This window comes from Pseudomonas sp. NBRC 111138 (assembly GCF_001320835.1).
Classification (GTDB): Bacteria; Pseudomonadota; Gammaproteobacteria; order Pseudomonadales; family Pseudomonadaceae; genus Aquipseudomonas; species Aquipseudomonas paracarnis.
Map to the genome: position 1 here is coordinate 1 of NZ_BCBO01000138.1, position 15,549 is coordinate 15,549.

The 15,549-nt window shown below is 57.5% G+C and carries 22 protein-coding genes and 1 pseudogene; 8 read left to right on the forward strand and 15 right to left on the reverse strand.

Features of this window, described 5'->3' with window-relative positions:
• From APH41_RS29130 to sctU, 8 genes and pseudogenes are all read left to right on the forward strand, one after another.
• Positions 1–238: pseudogene (locus APH41_RS29130) on the forward strand (EscN/YscN/HrcN family type III secretion system ATPase); the annotation flags it as partial.
• A complete protein-coding gene (locus APH41_RS23600) occupies positions 225–653 on the forward strand; it encodes a YscO family type III secretion system apparatus protein (protein WP_054921802.1) in 429 nt (142 codons plus the stop codon). The pseudogene APH41_RS29130 and the gene APH41_RS23600, both read left to right, overlap by 14 nt.
• The gene (locus APH41_RS23605) at positions 650–1,105 is read left to right on the forward strand and encodes a type III secretion system HrpP C-terminal domain-containing protein (protein WP_054921804.1); all 456 of its coding nucleotides are present in this window, start codon (positions 650–652) and stop codon (positions 1,103–1,105) included. Before APH41_RS23600 ends, APH41_RS23605 begins: the two co-directional genes overlap by 4 nt.
• 2 nt (positions 1,106–1,107) lie before the next feature.
• Positions 1,108–2,121: a FliM/FliN family flagellar motor switch protein gene (locus APH41_RS23610; RefSeq protein WP_034128099.1), complete on the forward strand. Its 1,014-nt coding sequence runs from the start codon at positions 1,108–1,110 to the stop codon at positions 2,119–2,121.
• Complete coding sequence (sctR, locus tag APH41_RS23615) at positions 2,118–2,774, forward strand: type III secretion system export apparatus subunit SctR (protein ID WP_034128098.1); 657 nt, start codon at positions 2,118–2,120, stop codon at positions 2,772–2,774. Before APH41_RS23610 ends, sctR begins: the two co-directional genes overlap by 4 nt.
• Positions 2,775–2,781: 7 nt before the next feature.
• Positions 2,782–3,045, forward strand: coding sequence for a type III secretion system export apparatus subunit SctS (gene sctS, locus APH41_RS23620; RefSeq protein ID WP_034128097.1), 264 nt, complete (start codon positions 2,782–2,784; stop codon positions 3,043–3,045).
• Between the two features lie 9 nt (positions 3,046–3,054).
• Positions 3,055–3,843, forward strand: a complete 789-nt coding sequence (gene sctT, locus APH41_RS23625; protein WP_054921806.1) for a type III secretion system export apparatus subunit SctT — start codon at positions 3,055–3,057, stop codon at positions 3,841–3,843.
• Positions 3,840–4,937 carry a type III secretion system export apparatus subunit SctU gene (gene sctU, locus APH41_RS23630; RefSeq protein WP_034128095.1) on the forward strand — a complete coding sequence of 366 codons (1,098 nt, stop codon included), beginning with the start codon at positions 3,840–3,842 and terminating at the stop codon, positions 4,935–4,937. The genes sctT and sctU overlap by 4 nt, the downstream gene beginning before the upstream one ends.
• On the opposite strand, the gene APH41_RS23635 is transcribed toward sctU, so the two are convergent.
• The 15 genes from APH41_RS23635 to APH41_RS23705 form a co-directional block, all read right to left on the reverse strand.
• A complete protein-coding gene (locus APH41_RS23635) occupies positions 4,938–5,303 on the reverse strand; it encodes a hypothetical protein (RefSeq protein ID WP_034128094.1) in 366 nt (121 codons plus the stop codon). It abuts the gene before it with no gap.
• On the reverse strand, positions 5,300–5,503 hold the full coding sequence (gene hrpT / locus APH41_RS23640) for an HrpT family type III secretion system protein (protein WP_054897139.1): 204 nt from the start codon (positions 5,501–5,503) through the stop codon (positions 5,300–5,302). The genes APH41_RS23635 and hrpT overlap by 4 nt, the downstream gene beginning before the upstream one ends.
• Complete coding sequence (sctC, locus tag APH41_RS23645) at positions 5,500–7,638, reverse strand: type III secretion system outer membrane ring subunit SctC (RefSeq protein ID WP_054921807.1); 2,139 nt, start codon at positions 7,636–7,638, stop codon at positions 5,500–5,502. Before sctC ends, hrpT begins: the two co-directional genes overlap by 4 nt.
• A gap of 14 nt (positions 7,639–7,652) precedes the next feature.
• Positions 7,653–8,042, reverse strand: coding sequence for a type III secretion system chaperone (locus APH41_RS23650; RefSeq protein WP_034128091.1), 390 nt, complete (start codon positions 8,040–8,042; stop codon positions 7,653–7,655).
• Between the two features lies 1 nt (position 8,043).
• On the reverse strand, positions 8,044–8,262 hold the full coding sequence (locus tag APH41_RS23655) for a hypothetical protein (protein ID WP_034128090.1): 219 nt from the start codon (positions 8,260–8,262) through the stop codon (positions 8,044–8,046).
• Between the two features lie 104 nt (positions 8,263–8,366).
• The gene (sctL, locus tag APH41_RS23660; protein WP_034128089.1) at positions 8,367–8,939 is read right to left on the reverse strand and encodes a type III secretion system stator protein SctL; all 573 of its coding nucleotides are present in this window, start codon (positions 8,937–8,939) and stop codon (positions 8,367–8,369) included.
• A gap of 24 nt (positions 8,940–8,963) precedes the next feature.
• Positions 8,964–9,506, reverse strand: a complete 543-nt coding sequence (locus tag APH41_RS23665; RefSeq protein WP_034128088.1) for a hypothetical protein — start codon at positions 9,504–9,506, stop codon at positions 8,964–8,966.
• Positions 9,499–10,287, reverse strand: coding sequence for a type III secretion system inner membrane ring lipoprotein SctJ (gene sctJ / locus APH41_RS23670; RefSeq protein WP_054897135.1), 789 nt, complete (start codon positions 10,285–10,287; stop codon positions 9,499–9,501). The genes APH41_RS23665 and sctJ overlap by 8 nt, the downstream gene beginning before the upstream one ends.
• Positions 10,288–10,293: 6 nt before the next feature.
• The gene (locus tag APH41_RS29135) at positions 10,294–10,656 is read right to left on the reverse strand and encodes a hypothetical protein (protein WP_054921809.1); all 363 of its coding nucleotides are present in this window, start codon (positions 10,654–10,656) and stop codon (positions 10,294–10,296) included.
• A gap of 53 nt (positions 10,657–10,709) precedes the next feature.
• On the reverse strand, positions 10,710–10,877 hold the full coding sequence (locus APH41_RS23680) for a hypothetical protein (RefSeq protein ID WP_034128085.1): 168 nt from the start codon (positions 10,875–10,877) through the stop codon (positions 10,710–10,712).
• A 181-nt stretch (positions 10,878–11,058) separates the two neighbouring features.
• The gene (locus APH41_RS23685; protein ID WP_054921811.1) at positions 11,059–11,976 is read right to left on the reverse strand and encodes a sigma 54-interacting transcriptional regulator; all 918 of its coding nucleotides are present in this window, start codon (positions 11,974–11,976) and stop codon (positions 11,059–11,061) included.
• 370 nt (positions 11,977–12,346) lie between these two features.
• Complete coding sequence (gene ychF, locus APH41_RS23690; protein WP_014716830.1) at positions 12,347–13,447, reverse strand: redox-regulated ATPase YchF; 1,101 nt, start codon at positions 13,445–13,447, stop codon at positions 12,347–12,349.
• Between the two features lie 22 nt (positions 13,448–13,469).
• Positions 13,470–14,054 (reverse strand): aminoacyl-tRNA hydrolase, encoded by a 585-nt coding sequence (gene pth / locus APH41_RS23695; RefSeq protein WP_054921813.1) that lies wholly within the window; start codon positions 14,052–14,054, stop codon positions 13,470–13,472.
• Between the two features lie 167 nt (positions 14,055–14,221).
• Positions 14,222–14,821 (reverse strand): 50S ribosomal protein L25/general stress protein Ctc, encoded by a 600-nt coding sequence (locus APH41_RS23700; protein WP_003188351.1) that lies wholly within the window; start codon positions 14,819–14,821, stop codon positions 14,222–14,224.
• 137 nt (positions 14,822–14,958) lie between these two features.
• Positions 14,959–15,549, reverse strand: a 591-nt coding sequence (locus APH41_RS23705; protein ID WP_082430494.1) for a ribose-phosphate diphosphokinase, incomplete at its 5' end; no start/stop codon positions are given.

A 15,549-nucleotide genomic window follows, 5' to 3' on the forward strand; every position in this document is an offset into this window, starting at 1 on the left:
CGAGCCCGTGCATATCCGTGCCGGCACGGCGCTACGACGCTTGCTGTCGGCTTACCAGCAGATCGAGCTGATGCTCAAGTTGGGGGAGTATCAGCCCGGCAACGATGCACTCACCGACCTGGCTGTTGACAGTCGGCAGGCGGTAGATGGCTTTCTGCGCCAGGACTTGCGCGAACCTTCGCCGCTTGCCGCCACCATGGACCAATTGGCTGAGCTGACCGCCCATGTCCCATTCTGAAGTGTTACCGGCTGAAATCGATACCCTGCGACGTTTGCGCCGACACCGTGCAGACCGCGCCGAGCGTGCGCTGCGTGAGGCAAAAAGGGCGCAGCAAGCGCTGGTCGCGCATATCCGGGAGGCGCAGGAAATCCTCGAGCAAACCCGCCTGGAAGAGGCCCGGCAATGCGCGCAGCTGTTGAGTCAGCACCAGGGGCAGGTGGTGACGTTCAAGGCGCTGAAAAACTGGAGTGCCAAGGAGCGGCAATTATCGGCGGGTACCCGGCGTGAAGAAGGCCAATTGTTGCAACTCCAAGAGCAGCAGCAAGAGCGGGCTGCACGGGTCGGCCAGGCGCAGAAACACGTCACCTTGTGCTTGCGCCAGGTAGAAAAAATACAAGAGTTATCTGAGTTACTGAGGCAGGAACCGATATGAAACAGGTTTCAGTTAGTCCGCCTGAACGTCAGCGTCCGCGCGAGTCTCGCGATGATCGTGCACCTGAATTCGGTGCCCTGGTGCCTTGGGAGCAAGGGCGATTGTTCGCCCGGTTGTTTGACGATGGTGGCCAGGACAGCGGGGGGTATGGAGCGTCTCTGAACGGAATCAAAGCCTCGGGCGATGTCGCCATGATCGGGGCACTGACCGAGCAGTTGGCGCCGCGAATGCTCGTTGGTTCGCAATGGCCGTTGATGGCTGTTTTTCACCTGGGCCGCCTGGGGCGGATCAACGCCAGTATCCGCCGGGAGCAGGGGGGCTGGAATGTCGAGCTGCATGCAGAGCAAGACAATACGGTGCACTGGCTCAGTGGTGTACGCCAACAATGTGAGCAACGGTTGGCGCAGAGCCTGCGCCAGCCTGTCAGTTTGTATCTGGCAAAATCGACGTAGGCATGATGCTGCCACCTTTGATACTTCCCAGATTCAAAACCGATATTGCGGTTGCCCGGCAGCGCTTGGGGCAAGGGTTGTGTATGCCGTTCGAGGTCGCTGGGTCGAGTGGCGAGTTGAGAATGGAGCCTGGTACTGCTCCTGTGGGCATCCAGCCGCTCTGCTTCGAAACCGCCTGTGGCGTCTTGGCCTTCAGTGAGCCAGGACCACAGTTCAGCTTGATGGGTGAATGCCCCGTGACGCTCGAGCAGGCCGGGAATGATCCGGACGCCTGGTTCTGGGAGTTGTTCCAGCATCATCTGAGCCCTCAGGTGCAGGCGTTGTTTGGGTACCTGCGTTTGCTGCCAGGCGCTCGCCCCATGAACTTTGGTTGTCGACTCTGCGTGACGCTTGGGGCCTCTCGCGTGGCGGGCTATCTGTGGCTGTCTGTCGAGAGCTTTCTGGCGCTATGCAAGGCGGGGCCGTGGCGATCCAGGGCTGAGCCGATGCCGGCGCAGTTTCGGCTGGCGGTTGACGTAACGCTTGGGCACCTGCGGTTGTCCATGCACCAGCTGCGCGGCTTGCGGACTGGTGACGTGCTGGTGCTTGAGCGAGCCTTTTTCAGTGCGTCGGGAACCGGCCACGTGCAGGTTGGCAAACAGCGCCTGGTGGGCTGGATCGACGCTGAATCCGGGCCGATGCGCCTGACCCTTACTTCTATCGAGGATATGTTTGTGGATGAGGATTTTGCAACACAGCCCTACTCAGAGCATGAGGATGAAACAGCGGTGATGGATGTGTTCGGGCATGAACCATTCGACGAGCTGAGCATGGCGCTCAATGTACGGTGCGGTACGCTGAACCTGACCCTCGGCGAATTACGCAACCTTGCGCCCGGCGCGGTGTTGGGGGTTGCCGGCTATGCCCCCGGCACTGCCGGTCTCTATTACGGCGACCGCCCCCTCGGCCTGGGCCAGTTGGTTGAAGTGGACGGGCGACTGGGGCTGCAGATGTCTCGCGTGATCTTTTCTCGATGAATAGTTTCCAGGGAATAGATCCGGTCGTCCTGGCAATATTTCTTGGGGCACTGTCGTTGATGCCCATGCTGTTGGTCGTCTGCACGGCGTTCCTGAAGATCGTGATTGTGCTGATGATCACCCGCAATGCCATCGGTGTGCAGCAGGTGCCTCCGGGCATGGCCATCAATGGTATTGCCCTGGCGGCAACCCTGTTCATCATGGCGCCTGTAGGCTATGAGATGGCCGAGATCGTCAAGGTGTCGCCCCTGGACCTGACCAGCGTAGGCGCACTCCAACAGACGGGAATGGAGGCGATCAAACCATTGCGCACCTTCATGCTGCGCAACAGTGACCCGGATATTCTTACCCACCTGTTGGAAAATGCCATGCGCATGTGGCCGGCGCAGATGGCGCAGGAGGTCCAACGTGAGGACCTGATCCTGCTGGCGCCGGCCTTTGTGCTGTCACAGTTGCAGGCGGGGTTCGAAATCGGCTTCCTGATCTATATCCCTTTCATCGTGATTGACCTGATCGTTTCCAATCTCCTCTTGGCTTTGGGTATGCAAATGGTCTCGCCCATGACCATTTCCCTGCCGCTCAAATTGCTCTTGTTCGTGATGGTCTCCGGGTGGTCGCGGTTGCTCGACAGCCTGTTCTTTTCCTATCTCTGAGTGACCTATGGAACCCATCGTACTGTTCAAGCAGGGCATGTTGCTGGTAGTCATGCTGACGGCGCCGCCGCTGATCGTGGCGGTGGTGGTGGGGGTCATGACCTCCCTGGTGCAGGCGCTGATGCAGGTACAGGACCAGACGTTGCCCTTCGGTATCAAGCTGGTGGCAGTGGGGATCACCCTGATCATGACCGGTCGCTGGATCGGTGTGGAGTTGATCCAGTTGATGAACTTGACCTTTGACATGATCGGTCGATCGGCCCTGCACTGAGGTCTGCCTGTGCTGTTATATCTTGAGTATTTGCCCTCCCTGCTGGTCGCCATGGCGCGTATCTACCCCTGCGCTTTTCTCGTGGCGGCATTCTGTTTTCAACATATACGCGGCATGCTGCGGCATACCATTGTGGTGGTCATGGCACTGCTGCCTGCACCTGCCATTCATGTCATGCTGGAGGGCCAGGAACACTCGGCGCTGATGCTCGGAGGGCTGGTCCTCAAAGAGTTGGCCCTGGGGTTATTGCTGGGCGTGTTGCTGTCGATGCCGTTCTGGCTGTTCGAGTCGGTCGGGGCGTTGTTGGATAACCAGCGGGGAGCTTTGGCCGGTGGTCAGCTCAACCCCTCGCTTGGGCCAGACGCGACGCCGGTCGGGCATCTGTTCAAGCAATTGGCGATTTTTTTGCTGATGGCCAGTATGGGCCTCGGGGCGTTGACGCAGGTGATCTGGGACAGCTATCTGCTCTGGCCACCGACGGTGTGGTTTCCACTGCCCGCTGCCGATGGGTTCGATGTATTTGTCGGCCTGCTTGGCGATACCTTCACGCACATGATGCTCTACGCTGCCCCCTTTATTGCGGTGCTGCTGTTGCTGGAGTTCGGCATCGCGCTGCTGGGGGTCTACAGTCAGCAATTGCAAGTGAGTACGCTGGCGCCGCCCCTCAAGAGCCTGGCGGGTATCGGTGTGCTGTTGTTGTATTTTGCGTTGCTGCAGGATCTGATCGTCGGGCGCATGGGCTTGCTTAAAGACCTCAAGCACTCCCTGGGCGTGTTCTTCAAGGTCTCGCTGTCATGAGTGATTCGGGGGAAAAGAAGCACCCCGCATCAGCCAAGAAGCTGCGTGATCAGCGTAAGAAAGGCCAAGTCGCCCAAAGCCAGGATGTGGGTAAGCTACTGGTGCTGACAGCCATCAGCGAAATCGCCTTGTTCACCGCCGAGAGCAGCCTGCAACGTTTCCAGCAGTTGATGCTGCTGCCGATCACGCGTCTGTCCTTGCCTTTCCCGCAGGCGCTGGAAGAAGTGATGGTCGAAGGTTTGATGTTGTTTTTCTCCTTCGCCCTGTTGATGGCCGCGGTGGCGATTATCACGAAGCTGGTCAGCAGTTGGATGCAGTTCGGGATTCTGTTCGCGCCGGACGCCTTGAAGCTCGACTTCAATCGTCTCAACCCGCTCAGCCAACTCAAGCAAATGTTTTCTGCCCAGTCGGTAATGAACCTGTTGATGAGCATCGTCAAGGCCACACTGCTGGGCCTGATCCTGTACGTGGTGATCTGGCCTTCCCTGGGGGCGTTGATCAATATGGCCACCAGCGATCTGCAAAGCTACCTCCTGGGATTGATCGCCCTGTTCCGCTATCTGCTGCATGCCTGTCTCGGGTTATTGCTGGTGCTGGCGCTTATCGACCTGGCGATGCAGAAATACTTCTTTGCCAAGCGCATGCGCATGACCCAGGTCGAGGTCATGAAAGAGTACAAGGACATGGAGGGCGATCCCCACGTGAAGGGGCAGCGCCGCGCCCTGGCACAGCAATTGGCCCAGGAGGAGCCGAAGGTCAAGCTGCCCAAGCTGGAGGAGTCCGATATGCTGGTGGTCAACCCGACGCACTTTGCCGTGGCCTTGTATTACCGCCCCGGCAAAACGCCGCTGCCCCTGCTGGTGAGCAAAGGGACTGATGATGACGCCCGTGCGTTGATCGCTCGCGCCAAAGCGGCTGATGTACCGGTGATCCAGTGCGTGTGGCTGGCCCGTACGCTGTATACGAACAAGCTGGGGGCGACAATTCCTCGTGAAACCCTGCAGGCCGTGGCATTGATCTACCGCACCCTGCGCGAGCTTGATGATGAGGCCAAGCGTGAAACCCTGGAATTGCCGGAGCTTGATCTGCGTTGATCAGCGCCGGGTACGCGCATCCAGGGTTTCAAGGTTGGCCAACGACAACATTCGGCTGAGGAGCCTGTCGAGCAGGTTGGGCTGTGGGGGCAGTGCATGCCAGATCACCAGCGCGTCCTGTGCGTCAATGTAGATAAAGCAGCCATCGAATGCCACGGCCTGCTCGAAACGCCGCTCCAGCGCGTTCTGCAATTGTGAAGCTTGCAGCGCCTCGCGAGCCACGTGCAGGGCCAGACCCTGACGGGTTCCGGCTTGCATGTTGCTGGCTGTTACCCCCGGGCCAAGCGTCAGGTGGGCGGCAGAGCCGCCCACCAGGCTGTCGAGGAAGACCTGGCGTTCATCGGCCGGGGTTCCCTGGGCGCTCATCGTTCCAGCGACACCGTCTGATAGTCCGGACGCTCTCCGGCAGGGCCGGGTTCGACGCGCGTTTGTGAAGGCCACCAAATCACCAGCTTGTCCTTGGACGATTGCGGACGTGAGCAGGAGTCGCCCTTGCAGGTGGGCGTACAACCGGCGACGAGCAGCGCCGCGCCGATCAGGGTGACGTACAGCGAGCGATGTTTCATGGCTTGGCCTTTTGAGTTGGAGTGATCAGGGAGGGACGGGGCACGCTGATGTGTTCATCCTTGACCACCGGGCGCATGGCGATAAACACTTCTGCTTCCTCGCCCGGCTTGAGCCAGGCGCGGGGCCAGACACTCACGGCCAGGGTTTGCGAAGTACTGCATTCCTTTTCGTCGATGCGCACATTGCGATTGAACTGGTTGCGCAGCACCACCACGGCTACGTTGTACTGCGGGCCGGCGTACCACTGGCTGCGCTCGGTGTTCAGCGCCAGCAAGTTGCGGGTACTGCACAAGGTGTTCAGCCCCAGGGGCATCGGCGCTACCTTGAAGGCTTTGGGCACTTGCCCGGTGACCAGGTGCGCCAGGGTACTGATAATGTCGCTGCGCTTGATCACTGGCTGGTGAGGGTCGTAGCGCCTGGCCAGGGGGGTGAGAGCGGCTTGCAATTCGACCTGGTCTGCCTGGGGCAGGTAGCGTGACGGGTCGGTCTGGTCGCCGATAACGCGTGGCGTGAGGATAAATAGACGTTCGCGCCGATTGTTCTGTCGTTCAGTGGAGGAAAACAACGCCTTGCCCAACAGCGGAATATCCCCCAGCAGGGGTACTTTGCTGTGCTTGTCGGTGCTTTCGGTGACGTGGAAACCACCGACCACGAGCGAACGTTTTTCGGCCATGATGGCTTGGGTGCTGACTTTGCCTCGGCGTACATCGAAGCTACCGGGAGTAGGGTTGGCCTCTTCGAAGTTACCGTCCTCGATATCTACCAACAGCTGAATCTGATGGCCACCACGGCTCGTGATGACGCGGGGCACGACCTGGAAGCTGGTACCCACGGTGATCGGTAAAATCGTAGCGTTCTGCCGACCGCGAGTCAGGTATTGGGTCCGGTTGAAATCAATTACCGCTGGCTGGTTTTCCAGTGTCAGGACTGACGGATTGGACACCATGGTTGCCAGGCCCTTGGCTTCCAGCGCGCGTATCTCCGCGTCGAAACGACCGCGGTTTTCAATTGTCAGCTGAGCGTTGCCGGAAATCATGTTGGCTGCGCCACTGAAGCGACTGTTCTGAAAGCCCCATCTCACCCCGAATTCGCGCAGTTGCGTGCGCTCGATGTCGAGGATGATGGCATCGATTTCCACCAGTTTGCGTGCCACGTCGAGCTGGGTGATCAGTTCGCGATACATTGCCTGCCGTTCCGGCACGTCATAAATCAGGATGGCGTTATTGCGCAAGTCGGCTTCGACGCGGATACGGGCAGGGCTGAGGGGGACCCGCCGGGTGATTGACATGCCCGTATCGGTCGAGTCGTTCAACCCGGTTGTCGGCGTGGAGCCGAGCATTTGCCCCAGCAACGGGTTGCTCAAGCGTGGCACCACCGGTGTGATGAACGGGGGCTGGGTGATGGAGCGTTGAGACTGCGCCGAAGACGATGAGGGTGAGCGCGGTTCCAGGAGCCCTCTTAGCATGGTGGCTACACCGGGGATGATGATTTTTTCGTTGCGATATTCCATTTGGCGATCCGCCGCGCTGGCGAATTTCAGTGGATAGCTCAGCACGCTCTGTTTTTCATCCGTAGAACGGCGCTGGCTGCTGAAGCGCTTGATCTGTTCGATATAAACCTTCGGGCCGGAGACCAGCACAACACCGTCTTCCGGCAACTCGCCCCAGCCGAAACGACTGTCGAGCAAGCCTATATCGGTCAGCGCTTGTTTGAGGTCCGCGATGGTCTCGGAGGAGACTTCCAGGCGCGCGGATTCTTGCTGGTCCAGGGTGCTGATATAGAGGGTGTTGTTATACATATACCATTGGAAACGGTGTTCGACCCCCAACCGGTCGAGCAATGATTGCGGCGTATTTGCGCGTATCTTGCCGTTGACGTTACCTTCGAGCAGGCCCTCGACCTGGAGCTGAGTACCAAATGTCTGGGCAAAATCCTCCAGCACTTCGCGCACTGGCTTGTGCTGGGCTTCATAAGCGTAGGCCGTGTTCTTCCACTCAGGAGGTATTGCGGCCAGCGCGCTATCCAGTGGTAGCAGCCACCCAGGCAGCATAATGAGCCAACACCAGGCGGCGCGGGGAGTAAAAGCAGGTACGTGAGGGCGCAAGCGTTTGTGCTTGTCGTTTTTATCAGGCATGGGAAAGTCTCTGGTTAGTACGGTGTCGAGCGCAGCGACGTGGATATGAATGTGCGTACAGGCCGCGCCTGGCGCGCGACGACGGCGCGCCAGGTGTCGCGTTGGTTGAGGAGGGACTCGAGACACTTCGCCAGCGCTTCGCCGTGCCCCCTCTCCACGCATTGAATAAGCCAAAGCGCACCGGTGGTCGGCGCCAATGCAACTGCACCGTGAAAATAGCTCAGGCTAGGGCCTCCCAGGCGCATCCAGGTGCGCAACTGGGCTTTGTGATCGCCCGCCTGGGTCAACTGGACCTTTACCAGCAGTCTGTTCGAAACGCGTTGAAAGATGATTTCGTCGTCGCTCTCAAACAAGGTGAGCTGCTCTTCGTGGCCATTCAGCCAACCGGCAAGGAGTGCTTGCAACTTATTGCACGCCATCCAGCGCTGTTTTGAGCAGTGTATGTCTGGAGCGCGTGTGTTCGTTGAACGCGATGACTGAGAGCTTCTGTTGTTTCATGAGGTTGCTGAAGTAATCGATATCTGCATCGAGCGCTTCCGGATCTTTATAGGCCGTATTCACCCGCTTGATATCAGCCTGAACTTGCCTCAATAAATGGTTTTTCAGGTTTCCGTGAAAGTCCATGATTTTTACTCCAGATGTGTCTGAACTGTGTGGCGGGTTGTTTGCCACCAGTTCCATCGGAAGAAATTTTTTTAAAGATATCGCCTGCCTCTACCGCTATGTCCCTACACGTTTGTAAACAATATTTCTCGCATCGAGGCCCAGTCGATCCGAAAATCGCCTTCATCTGTTTCCAGTAGCAGCGATTGAGGTTTGACCTGGTCATCGGGGCGAAGCTTCCAAGGTGTAGAGCCCAGCTGGACCAAGGCTTGGGCTATCTGCTCATGCTCGAGCGGGTTGCAAACCAAGGTGGCCTTCATAGGTGGAATTTGCGTCGTTACCAACTGTTTGACCAATGCCGAAAGGCGCTTTGGGGGAGGCACTTCCTCCAACAGGCAGTGGAAGGCTCGGTTGGCGATGGATGTTGCGTAGTGTTCGAGGTTGTCACACATCGCCTTGCGTTGGCGCTCCCACGCACTGAGTTGCGCGTGGGCGCGTGACCAGAAGTCGAGGCGGGCCTGCTCAAGCATTTCTTCACGATGCTCAACCGCCTGGCGCAGCAGCTCTTCAGCTTGTGCCCGTGCGCTATCTAGCAACTGCGCGGACTGAAAGCAATCGGCGAGCATCTCCCGGGTAATCAGTACTTTTGGCTGCCCGGAAGCGCCGTCGTGCAATTCGATTTTGCGTTGGGTCAACATAGACAATGCTCTGGTGTGTTGCCGTTAACGACGAGTTGTTTCACTACCCGTTGCGTCGATACGCCAGACAATCGCCTGCCACAGCGTATTGAGCCGGCCATGCGCATCGTCAAATGGCAGGTGTGTGGTTTCAAGTGCCTGCACCCGGTCAGGCGGCAAGCGCAGACGAAGGCGTTGCCAGACAGCAGGCTCGACCCAGGCCCTCAGCAATTGCATTGGATCATCCTCCGGCTGCAACAGGGCGTCAGGGTGTAGCGCCTTGGCAAGGCGCTCACACCACTTGCGGTGTTCATCGCACAAGGGGCTGTCGAGGTTGGGATGGCACGTAAGCTCCAGCAGTGCTATCGCCAGATCGAACTGCTCCCGTGAAGCCAGGGCCAAACCAAGCACCGTTGCACAGGGAGGGGGAGGCAGGCATGGCTCGATGCCCAACGCTGCGCACGCCAGCGCGGGTTGGCTGCGGCACAAGGCGGGTACTGCGTGGTAGGCGTGAGCGCTGGTCGCGTCCGGGTGCGAAAACTGCCACGGACTGGCCCACCATTGGGCCCAGGCCAGATGATCACTCATTCGCTAGAGGCGCTGGGGCGACAGGTTCCTGCCTGGATCGTTGGCTTCGTATGCGCCAGAACAGCGCCAAGGCGAGTGTCAGTATCGCGCCGATAACCAGAGCGCTCATAGCGGTACGCCAAAAACCGACGTCTTCCTCAGGGATCAGGAACGGACCGAAGTAGCTCAGGCGTTGTTGTTCCTGGTAAGCCGTTGCCGGTACAAAAACCACCGTGAGCTTCTGCGCGTTATCCAGTGCAGTGGTCATGCCAGGAATACTACTGGATACCATCCTGCGTACGCGCGCGCGGATGCTGTCGGGCTCCAGTCGTGGGTCATGTTTGATGAACACTGAGGCGGAGGCGGGTTGGACGGGCTCACCGGGAGCCACGCGTTCGGGCAGCACCACGTGCACACGAGCGACGATGACCCCATCGATGTTTGACAGGGTCGCCTCCAACTCCTGGGACAGGGCATAGATATACCGGGCACGCTCTTCCAGTGGCGTAGAGATGACGCCCTCCTTGCGGAAGGTGTCCCCCATCGTGGCACGGGCGACCTTGGGCAATCCGACCGCTTCCAGTGTGCGAACGGCGCGGCTGATATCGGCTGCATTGACACGCACCACGACGCCGTCCTTGGCAGGCACTTTTTGTGCGCGTATGTGTTTGTCAGCCAGTTCCGCGATGACCTCATTGGCATCCTGCTCGGAGAGTTGGCGATGCAGTTCGACACTTTCGCCGCAGCCGCCCAGCATCAGCGCCAGCGAGAAAACTAATCCGACGGATAGAAAACGAGTCATTTTTTCCTACTGCAGGTTGCTGATTTTTTCTAGACATTGCGCGCCCTTGCCGACGCACTTCACCAGGGTTTGGGTCAGTAGAATGGAGTCTGAAAGATTGGGGGTGTAGTTGAGCCGATTTTTTTCTTTGAACTCATTCTTGAAGTCCTTGAGACCTCGACTCATACCACTTTTAGCCTTGTCCAAATACTGCAAAGCGTCGGTCAGTGCGTTCGCGGATGGCGTGGCGGTAACCCGTTGCATCGAGGGGGCCAATAACGCGCTGAAAAAGCTCGCATCTTCGCTGTGGTGCGTAGGTTGGGTAGGGGACCTGTGGGCTGTAAGGCCGTTTTGATATTCGCGTAATACGTCGACTTCTTCTATTTGCATATGGACCTCTAAGGGGAAACCCGCCCTTTGATGACCAAGGGCGGTGAAGCTATTTAACGCAGCGCGTCGTTGTTCTTTTTCTGCTCACTGATCCTGAACGCCTCATTGCTTTCTTTCATGGATTCGCGAAGCAGTTGCTTCCTTTCTGCCTTAAGGTCTGCGTTTTCGCCACCGGTGACCGGGGGGTGGTAGCTTTGCGGGTTGATGCCAGAAATACTCATAGTGATGCTCCGCTATCTAAGAAATGACATTTGAGCCTTGATGCGTAGTTGCAATAGTGTTGCTGCCGATAGGCACTAAATATATCAGGCTCATCCTTGTGTGGTTCAGGCTCGAATATGGTTCCCGCTTTTACTTAAAGGGTGTGTCTGAAGGTGTCTTCGGTGTGGGCTGAGCAGCGGGCTACTGTATATCTAGTTGTTTCATTCGGTAGTAAAGCGTTCTCTTTGCCATGCCCAACTCTACAGCCACCTCGTCCACACAGTAGGTATGACGCCGCAGCGACTCTTCAATCAGAGCTTTCTCGATTTGTTGCAGGCGTTCTTTCAGGTTGGTGGGTTGGTTTGTAGCGTTCGAGGGCGAGCTTGATAATGGCGCCAGACCCAGCACGAAACGTTTGGCAGTCGAGCGCAGTTCACGCACATTCCCCAGCCATGGATGGCACAGCAACTGTTGGACTAGCTCACTGCAAGGGTTTGGGGCGAGACACTTATAGTGCTCGGCCTCCTCTTGAATCATACTCAGGAACAACGGGACGATTCGGTCACGGCGATTGCGCAGCGCAGGCAGATTGATATTTACGACGTTCAGGCGGAAATACAGGTCGCGCCTGAACTTTCCCTGCTCGACCATCTCATGCAGGGATTGTTGCGCAGAGGCGATGACTCGCATGTCCACCGGGATAAACCGGGTTGAGCCCAGGCGTTCGACGCCACGTGACTCCAGCACACGTAGCAGTTTGGCCTGCATGGAAAGCGGCATGCTGTCGATTTCATCCAGATACAAGGTGCCCAGGTGTGCGGTTTCGATAAAACCCGCACGTGATTGCACTGCTCCTGTATAGGCGCCGCTGTTGACGCCGAACAGTTGGCTCTCTGCGAGGCTTTCCGGGATGGCGGCGCAGTTCACTGCGACAAAATGACCTCGTCGCCTCGACAAACGATGGATTCGTTGGGCCAGGGTATCCTTGCCAGTACCCGTCTCCCCCAACAACAAAATATCGATATCGAGCGCTGCGGTACTCTTGAGCGTACGTTCGATATCCAAGGTTTCAACAGAAGGGAAGTATGTCTCATTTGTTGTCTTGTAAGAGGCTGACATAGTCAGGGTGCTCCACTATCGCTATCACTTCACTGTTGATAGAACGCTGTTGGCGTGCGGTCAGTAGAGCGCAAATAATCAAAAATGTCATCGTGCTTATTAGTATGAAAATACTGCGCGAGAGCGTGTCAAATATTAACTATGTCAGGGCGCTGTATTGTTCAAGTGCATTCTTGATGGTTGTTGAATCTTTAGTGTAGGAGAAGACTTAAGGCTTGAAGGATTCATCGTTTAAATCGATCAAGGGTTATGAGTGATTAAGTTTTCTATGTGTGGGGCTTTTAGTTGGGTGGCAGGTAGAAACAGGAGGCAATAAAAAACCGACGCAATGCGTCGGTTTTTTTGTATCGGGCAGAGGTTCAGCTAACGCTTACACGTTGAAACGGAAGTGCATCACATCGCCATCTTTGACAATGTAATCCTTACCTTCCAGGCGCCACTTACCGGCTTCCTTGGCACCGGCTTCACCCTTGAACTGGATGAAGTCGTTGTAAGCGATCACCTCAGCGCGGATAAAGCCTTTCTCAAAGTCGGTGTGGATCACGCCAGCCGCTTGTGGCGCGGTAGCACCGACCTTGACGGTCCAGGCGCGGACTTCTTCGACACCGGCGGTGAAGTAGGTCTGCAGGTTGAGCATTTCGTAGCCGGCGCGGATTACGCGGTTCAGGCCAGGCTCTTCCAGGCCCAGGGCCTCGAGGAACATGTCCTTTTCTTCGCCGTCATCGAGCTCGGCGATTTCCGCTTCGATCTTGTTGCATACCGGAACAACGATGGCGCCTTCTTCGTCGGCAATGGCCTTGACCACGTCGAGCAGCGGGTTGTTCTCAAAGCCGTCTTCGGCAACGTTGGCGATGTACATCACAGGCTTGGTGGTCAGCAGGTGGAAGCCCTTGATCACGGCCTTCTCATCGGCCCCCATATTCTTCATCAGGCTGCGCGCCGGTTTGCCTTCGGTAAAGTGCGCGATCAACTGCTCCAGCAGGCCCTTCTGGACCACTGCATCCTTGTCGCCGCCCTTGGCGTTACGCGCGACTTTCTGCAGTTGCTTTTCGCAGCTGTCGAGGTCGGCGAAGATCAGTTCCAGGTCGATGATCTCGATGTCGCGCTTGGGGTCTACGCTGTTGGAGACGTGAATCACATTCTCGTCTTCAAAGCAGCGGACCACGTGGGCGATAGCATCGGTTTCGCGGATGTTGGCCAGGAACTTGTTGCCCAGGCCTTCACCTTTCGAGGCGCCGGCGACGAGGCCCGCGATGTCGACGAACTCCATGGTGGTCGGCAGGATGCGCTTGGGATTGACGATGGCCGCCAGTGCGTCAAGACGCGGGTCCGGCATTGGTACGATGCCGCTGTTGGGTTCGATGGTGCAGAAGGGGAAGTTCTCCGCCGCAATACCGGACTTGGTCAGGGCGTTGAACAGGGTGGACTTGCCGACGTTGGGCAGGCCGACGATGCCGCAATTGAATCCCATGGTGTTTCCCCTCGGATAAGAGTCAAGCCTTCTGGCTGTGCAGGTTTTTCATCGCACGGTTCCATTCACCGGCGAAGATATCCGGCAGCACGCCGAGGGCAAAATCGATGCTGGCATCGAGTTTTTCCTGTTCGGCGCGTGGCGCACGACCCAGGACGAAATTTGAAACCATACTGGCAACGCCTGGGTGGCCAATGCCGAGCCGCAGACGGTAAAAATTATTCTGATTGCCCAACTGCGCGATGATGTCACGCAGGCCATTGTGCCCACCATGCCCGCCGCCGAGCTTGAGCTTGGCTACGCCGGGTGGCAGGTCCAGTTCGTCATGGGCCACCAGGATTTCTTCGGGTTTGATCCGGAAGAAGCCCGCAAGCGCCGCGACAGCCTGGCCGCTGCGGTTCATGTAGGTGGTGGGAATCAACAGACGAACATCCTGACCCTGATGCGAGAAGCGCCCGGTCAGGCCAAAATATTTGCGATCGACCACCAGATTGATGCCTTGGGCGTGGGCGATACGCTCAACAAAAAGGGCCCCCGCGTTATGCCGGGTCTGTTCGTATTCGGCGCCTGGATTTCCCAGGCCAACGATCAGTTTAATGGCAGTCACGACAGGGGCCCTTCCTTTGGAGTTGTGGATAACATCGCCGTACCCAGATGCGGCGAAAGTGGACGACACTACATCATTTACTCAAGAGTAAACGCCGCGTTATCGCCCGCTTTCTCGCTACGTTTCGGTCCGCGATGTTTCCTCAAGCTCCGGCAATACAGAGTGAATTACTCTGCAGCGCCTTCTTCAGCTTCTTCTGGAGCAACGCGTGGAGCGTGAACGTTGGCAACAGCTTTGTCATCACCGTGAGCCAGTGCAACAAACTCAACGCCTTTAGGGGCCTTGAGGTCGGACAGGTGAACGATGGCGCCGATTTCCAGAGCCGACAGGTCGACTTCGATGAACTCAGGCAGGTCTTTCGGCAGGCAGGTCACTTCGATTTCGTTCAGGACGTGAGAGATCTCGCCGCCTTTCTTGACCGGAGCTTCTTCACCCACAAAGTGCACAGGCACGATGGCGGTCAGTTTCTGGCCAGCTACAACGCGAACGAAGTCAGCGTGCATGATGAACTGCTTGGAAGGGTGACGCTGCATTGCTTTAACGATGACGTTCTGCTTGGCGCCGTCGACGTTCAGCTCGATAACGTGGCTGTAGGCAGCTTCGTTTTCGAACAGCTTGGCGATTTCCTTGGCCAGGATGGTCACGGATTCAGCAGGCTTGTTACCACCGTAGACAACGGCTGGGATGTTGGCGGCGTGACGCAGGCGGCGGCTCGCACCTTTCCCCAGGTCAGTACGCGCTTGGGCGTTCAGAGTAAATTCGTTCATGTTGTATCTCCAAAATAGCCATCATCGAGGGGCGTTTGCGACCAGCGCCGAACTCGATATGGGCAAAAAAGCCCCGCCCCAGCGGAATGCTGGGGCGGGGCGCTTTTCGTCAGTGAGGTGATCCGTTGGTTTGACCCTTAACGGAACATCGCGCTGATCGATTCTTCATTGCTGATGCGGCGAACCGCTTCGGCAACGACCGGTGCAATATCCAGTTGGCGGATACGTGCACAGGCTTGAGCTGCGGCGGACAACGGGATGGTGTTGGTCACCACCAGTTCGTCCAGCACGGAGTTCTCGATGTTCTCGATCGCTCGGCCTGACAGCACAGGGTGTGTGCAGTAGGCGAAGACTTTTGCTGCACCGTGCTCTTTCAAGGCTTTCGCCGCGTGGCACAGGGTGCCGGCGGTGTCGACCATGTCATCAACCAGAATACAGGTGCGCCCTTCGACATCACCGATGATATGCATCACTTCAGAGTGATTGGCTTTCTCACGGCGTTTGTCGATGATCCCGAGGTCCACGCCCAGGGATTTGGCAACAGCCCGTGCACGCACGACGCCACCAATGTCCGGGGACACGATCATCAGGTTTTCAAAGCGCTGGTCTTCGATGTCATCCACCAGGACGGGGGAGCCGTAGATGTTATCTACTGGAATATCGAAGAACCCCTGGATTTGGTCAGCGTGCAGGTCAACCGTGAGCACACGGTCGATACCTACCACGGT

Coding starts and splice junctions, on each gene's coding strand:
- APH41_RS29135 (WP_054921809.1), bottom strand. CDS start 10,656: ATGCAAATAGAAGAAGTCGACGTATTACGCGAATATCAAAACGGCCTT.
- sctS (WP_034128097.1), top strand. CDS start 2,782: ATGGAACCCATCGTACTGTTCAAGCAGGGCATGTTGCTGGTAGTCATG.
- APH41_RS23635 (WP_034128094.1), bottom strand. CDS start 5,303: ATGAGCGCCCAGGGAACCCCGGCCGATGAACGCCAGGTCTTCCTCGAC.
- APH41_RS23610 (WP_034128099.1), top strand. CDS start 1,108: ATGATGCTGCCACCTTTGATACTTCCCAGATTCAAAACCGATATTGCG.
- APH41_RS23665 (WP_034128088.1), bottom strand. CDS start 9,506: ATGAGTGATCATCTGGCCTGGGCCCAATGGTGGGCCAGTCCGTGGCAG.
- sctJ (WP_054897135.1), bottom strand. CDS start 10,287: ATGACTCGTTTTCTATCCGTCGGATTAGTTTTCTCGCTGGCGCTGATG.
- APH41_RS23700 (WP_003188351.1), bottom strand. CDS start 14,821: ATGAACGAATTTACTCTGAACGCCCAAGCGCGTACTGACCTGGGGAAA.
- sctR (WP_034128098.1), top strand. CDS start 2,118: ATGAATAGTTTCCAGGGAATAGATCCGGTCGTCCTGGCAATATTTCTT.
- APH41_RS23600 (WP_054921802.1), top strand. CDS start 225: ATGTCCCATTCTGAAGTGTTACCGGCTGAAATCGATACCCTGCGACGT.
- sctL (WP_034128089.1), bottom strand. CDS start 8,939: ATGTTGACCCAACGCAAAATCGAATTGCACGACGGCGCTTCCGGGCAG.
- ychF (WP_014716830.1), bottom strand. CDS start 13,447: ATGGGATTCAATTGCGGCATCGTCGGCCTGCCCAACGTCGGCAAGTCC.
- APH41_RS23685 (WP_054921811.1), bottom strand. CDS start 11,976: ATGTCAGCCTCTTACAAGACAACAAATGAGACATACTTCCCTTCTGTT.
- APH41_RS23605 (WP_054921804.1), top strand. CDS start 650: ATGAAACAGGTTTCAGTTAGTCCGCCTGAACGTCAGCGTCCGCGCGAG.
- sctC (WP_054921807.1), bottom strand. CDS start 7,638: ATGCCTGATAAAAACGACAAGCACAAACGCTTGCGCCCTCACGTACCT.
- APH41_RS23680 (WP_034128085.1), bottom strand. CDS start 10,877: ATGAGTATTTCTGGCATCAACCCGCAAAGCTACCACCCCCCGGTCACC.
- hrpT (WP_054897139.1), bottom strand. CDS start 5,503: ATGAAACATCGCTCGCTGTACGTCACCCTGATCGGCGCGGCGCTGCTC.
- sctU (WP_034128095.1), top strand. CDS start 3,840: ATGAGTGATTCGGGGGAAAAGAAGCACCCCGCATCAGCCAAGAAGCTG.
- APH41_RS23655 (WP_034128090.1), bottom strand. CDS start 8,262: ATGGACTTTCACGGAAACCTGAAAAACCATTTATTGAGGCAAGTTCAG.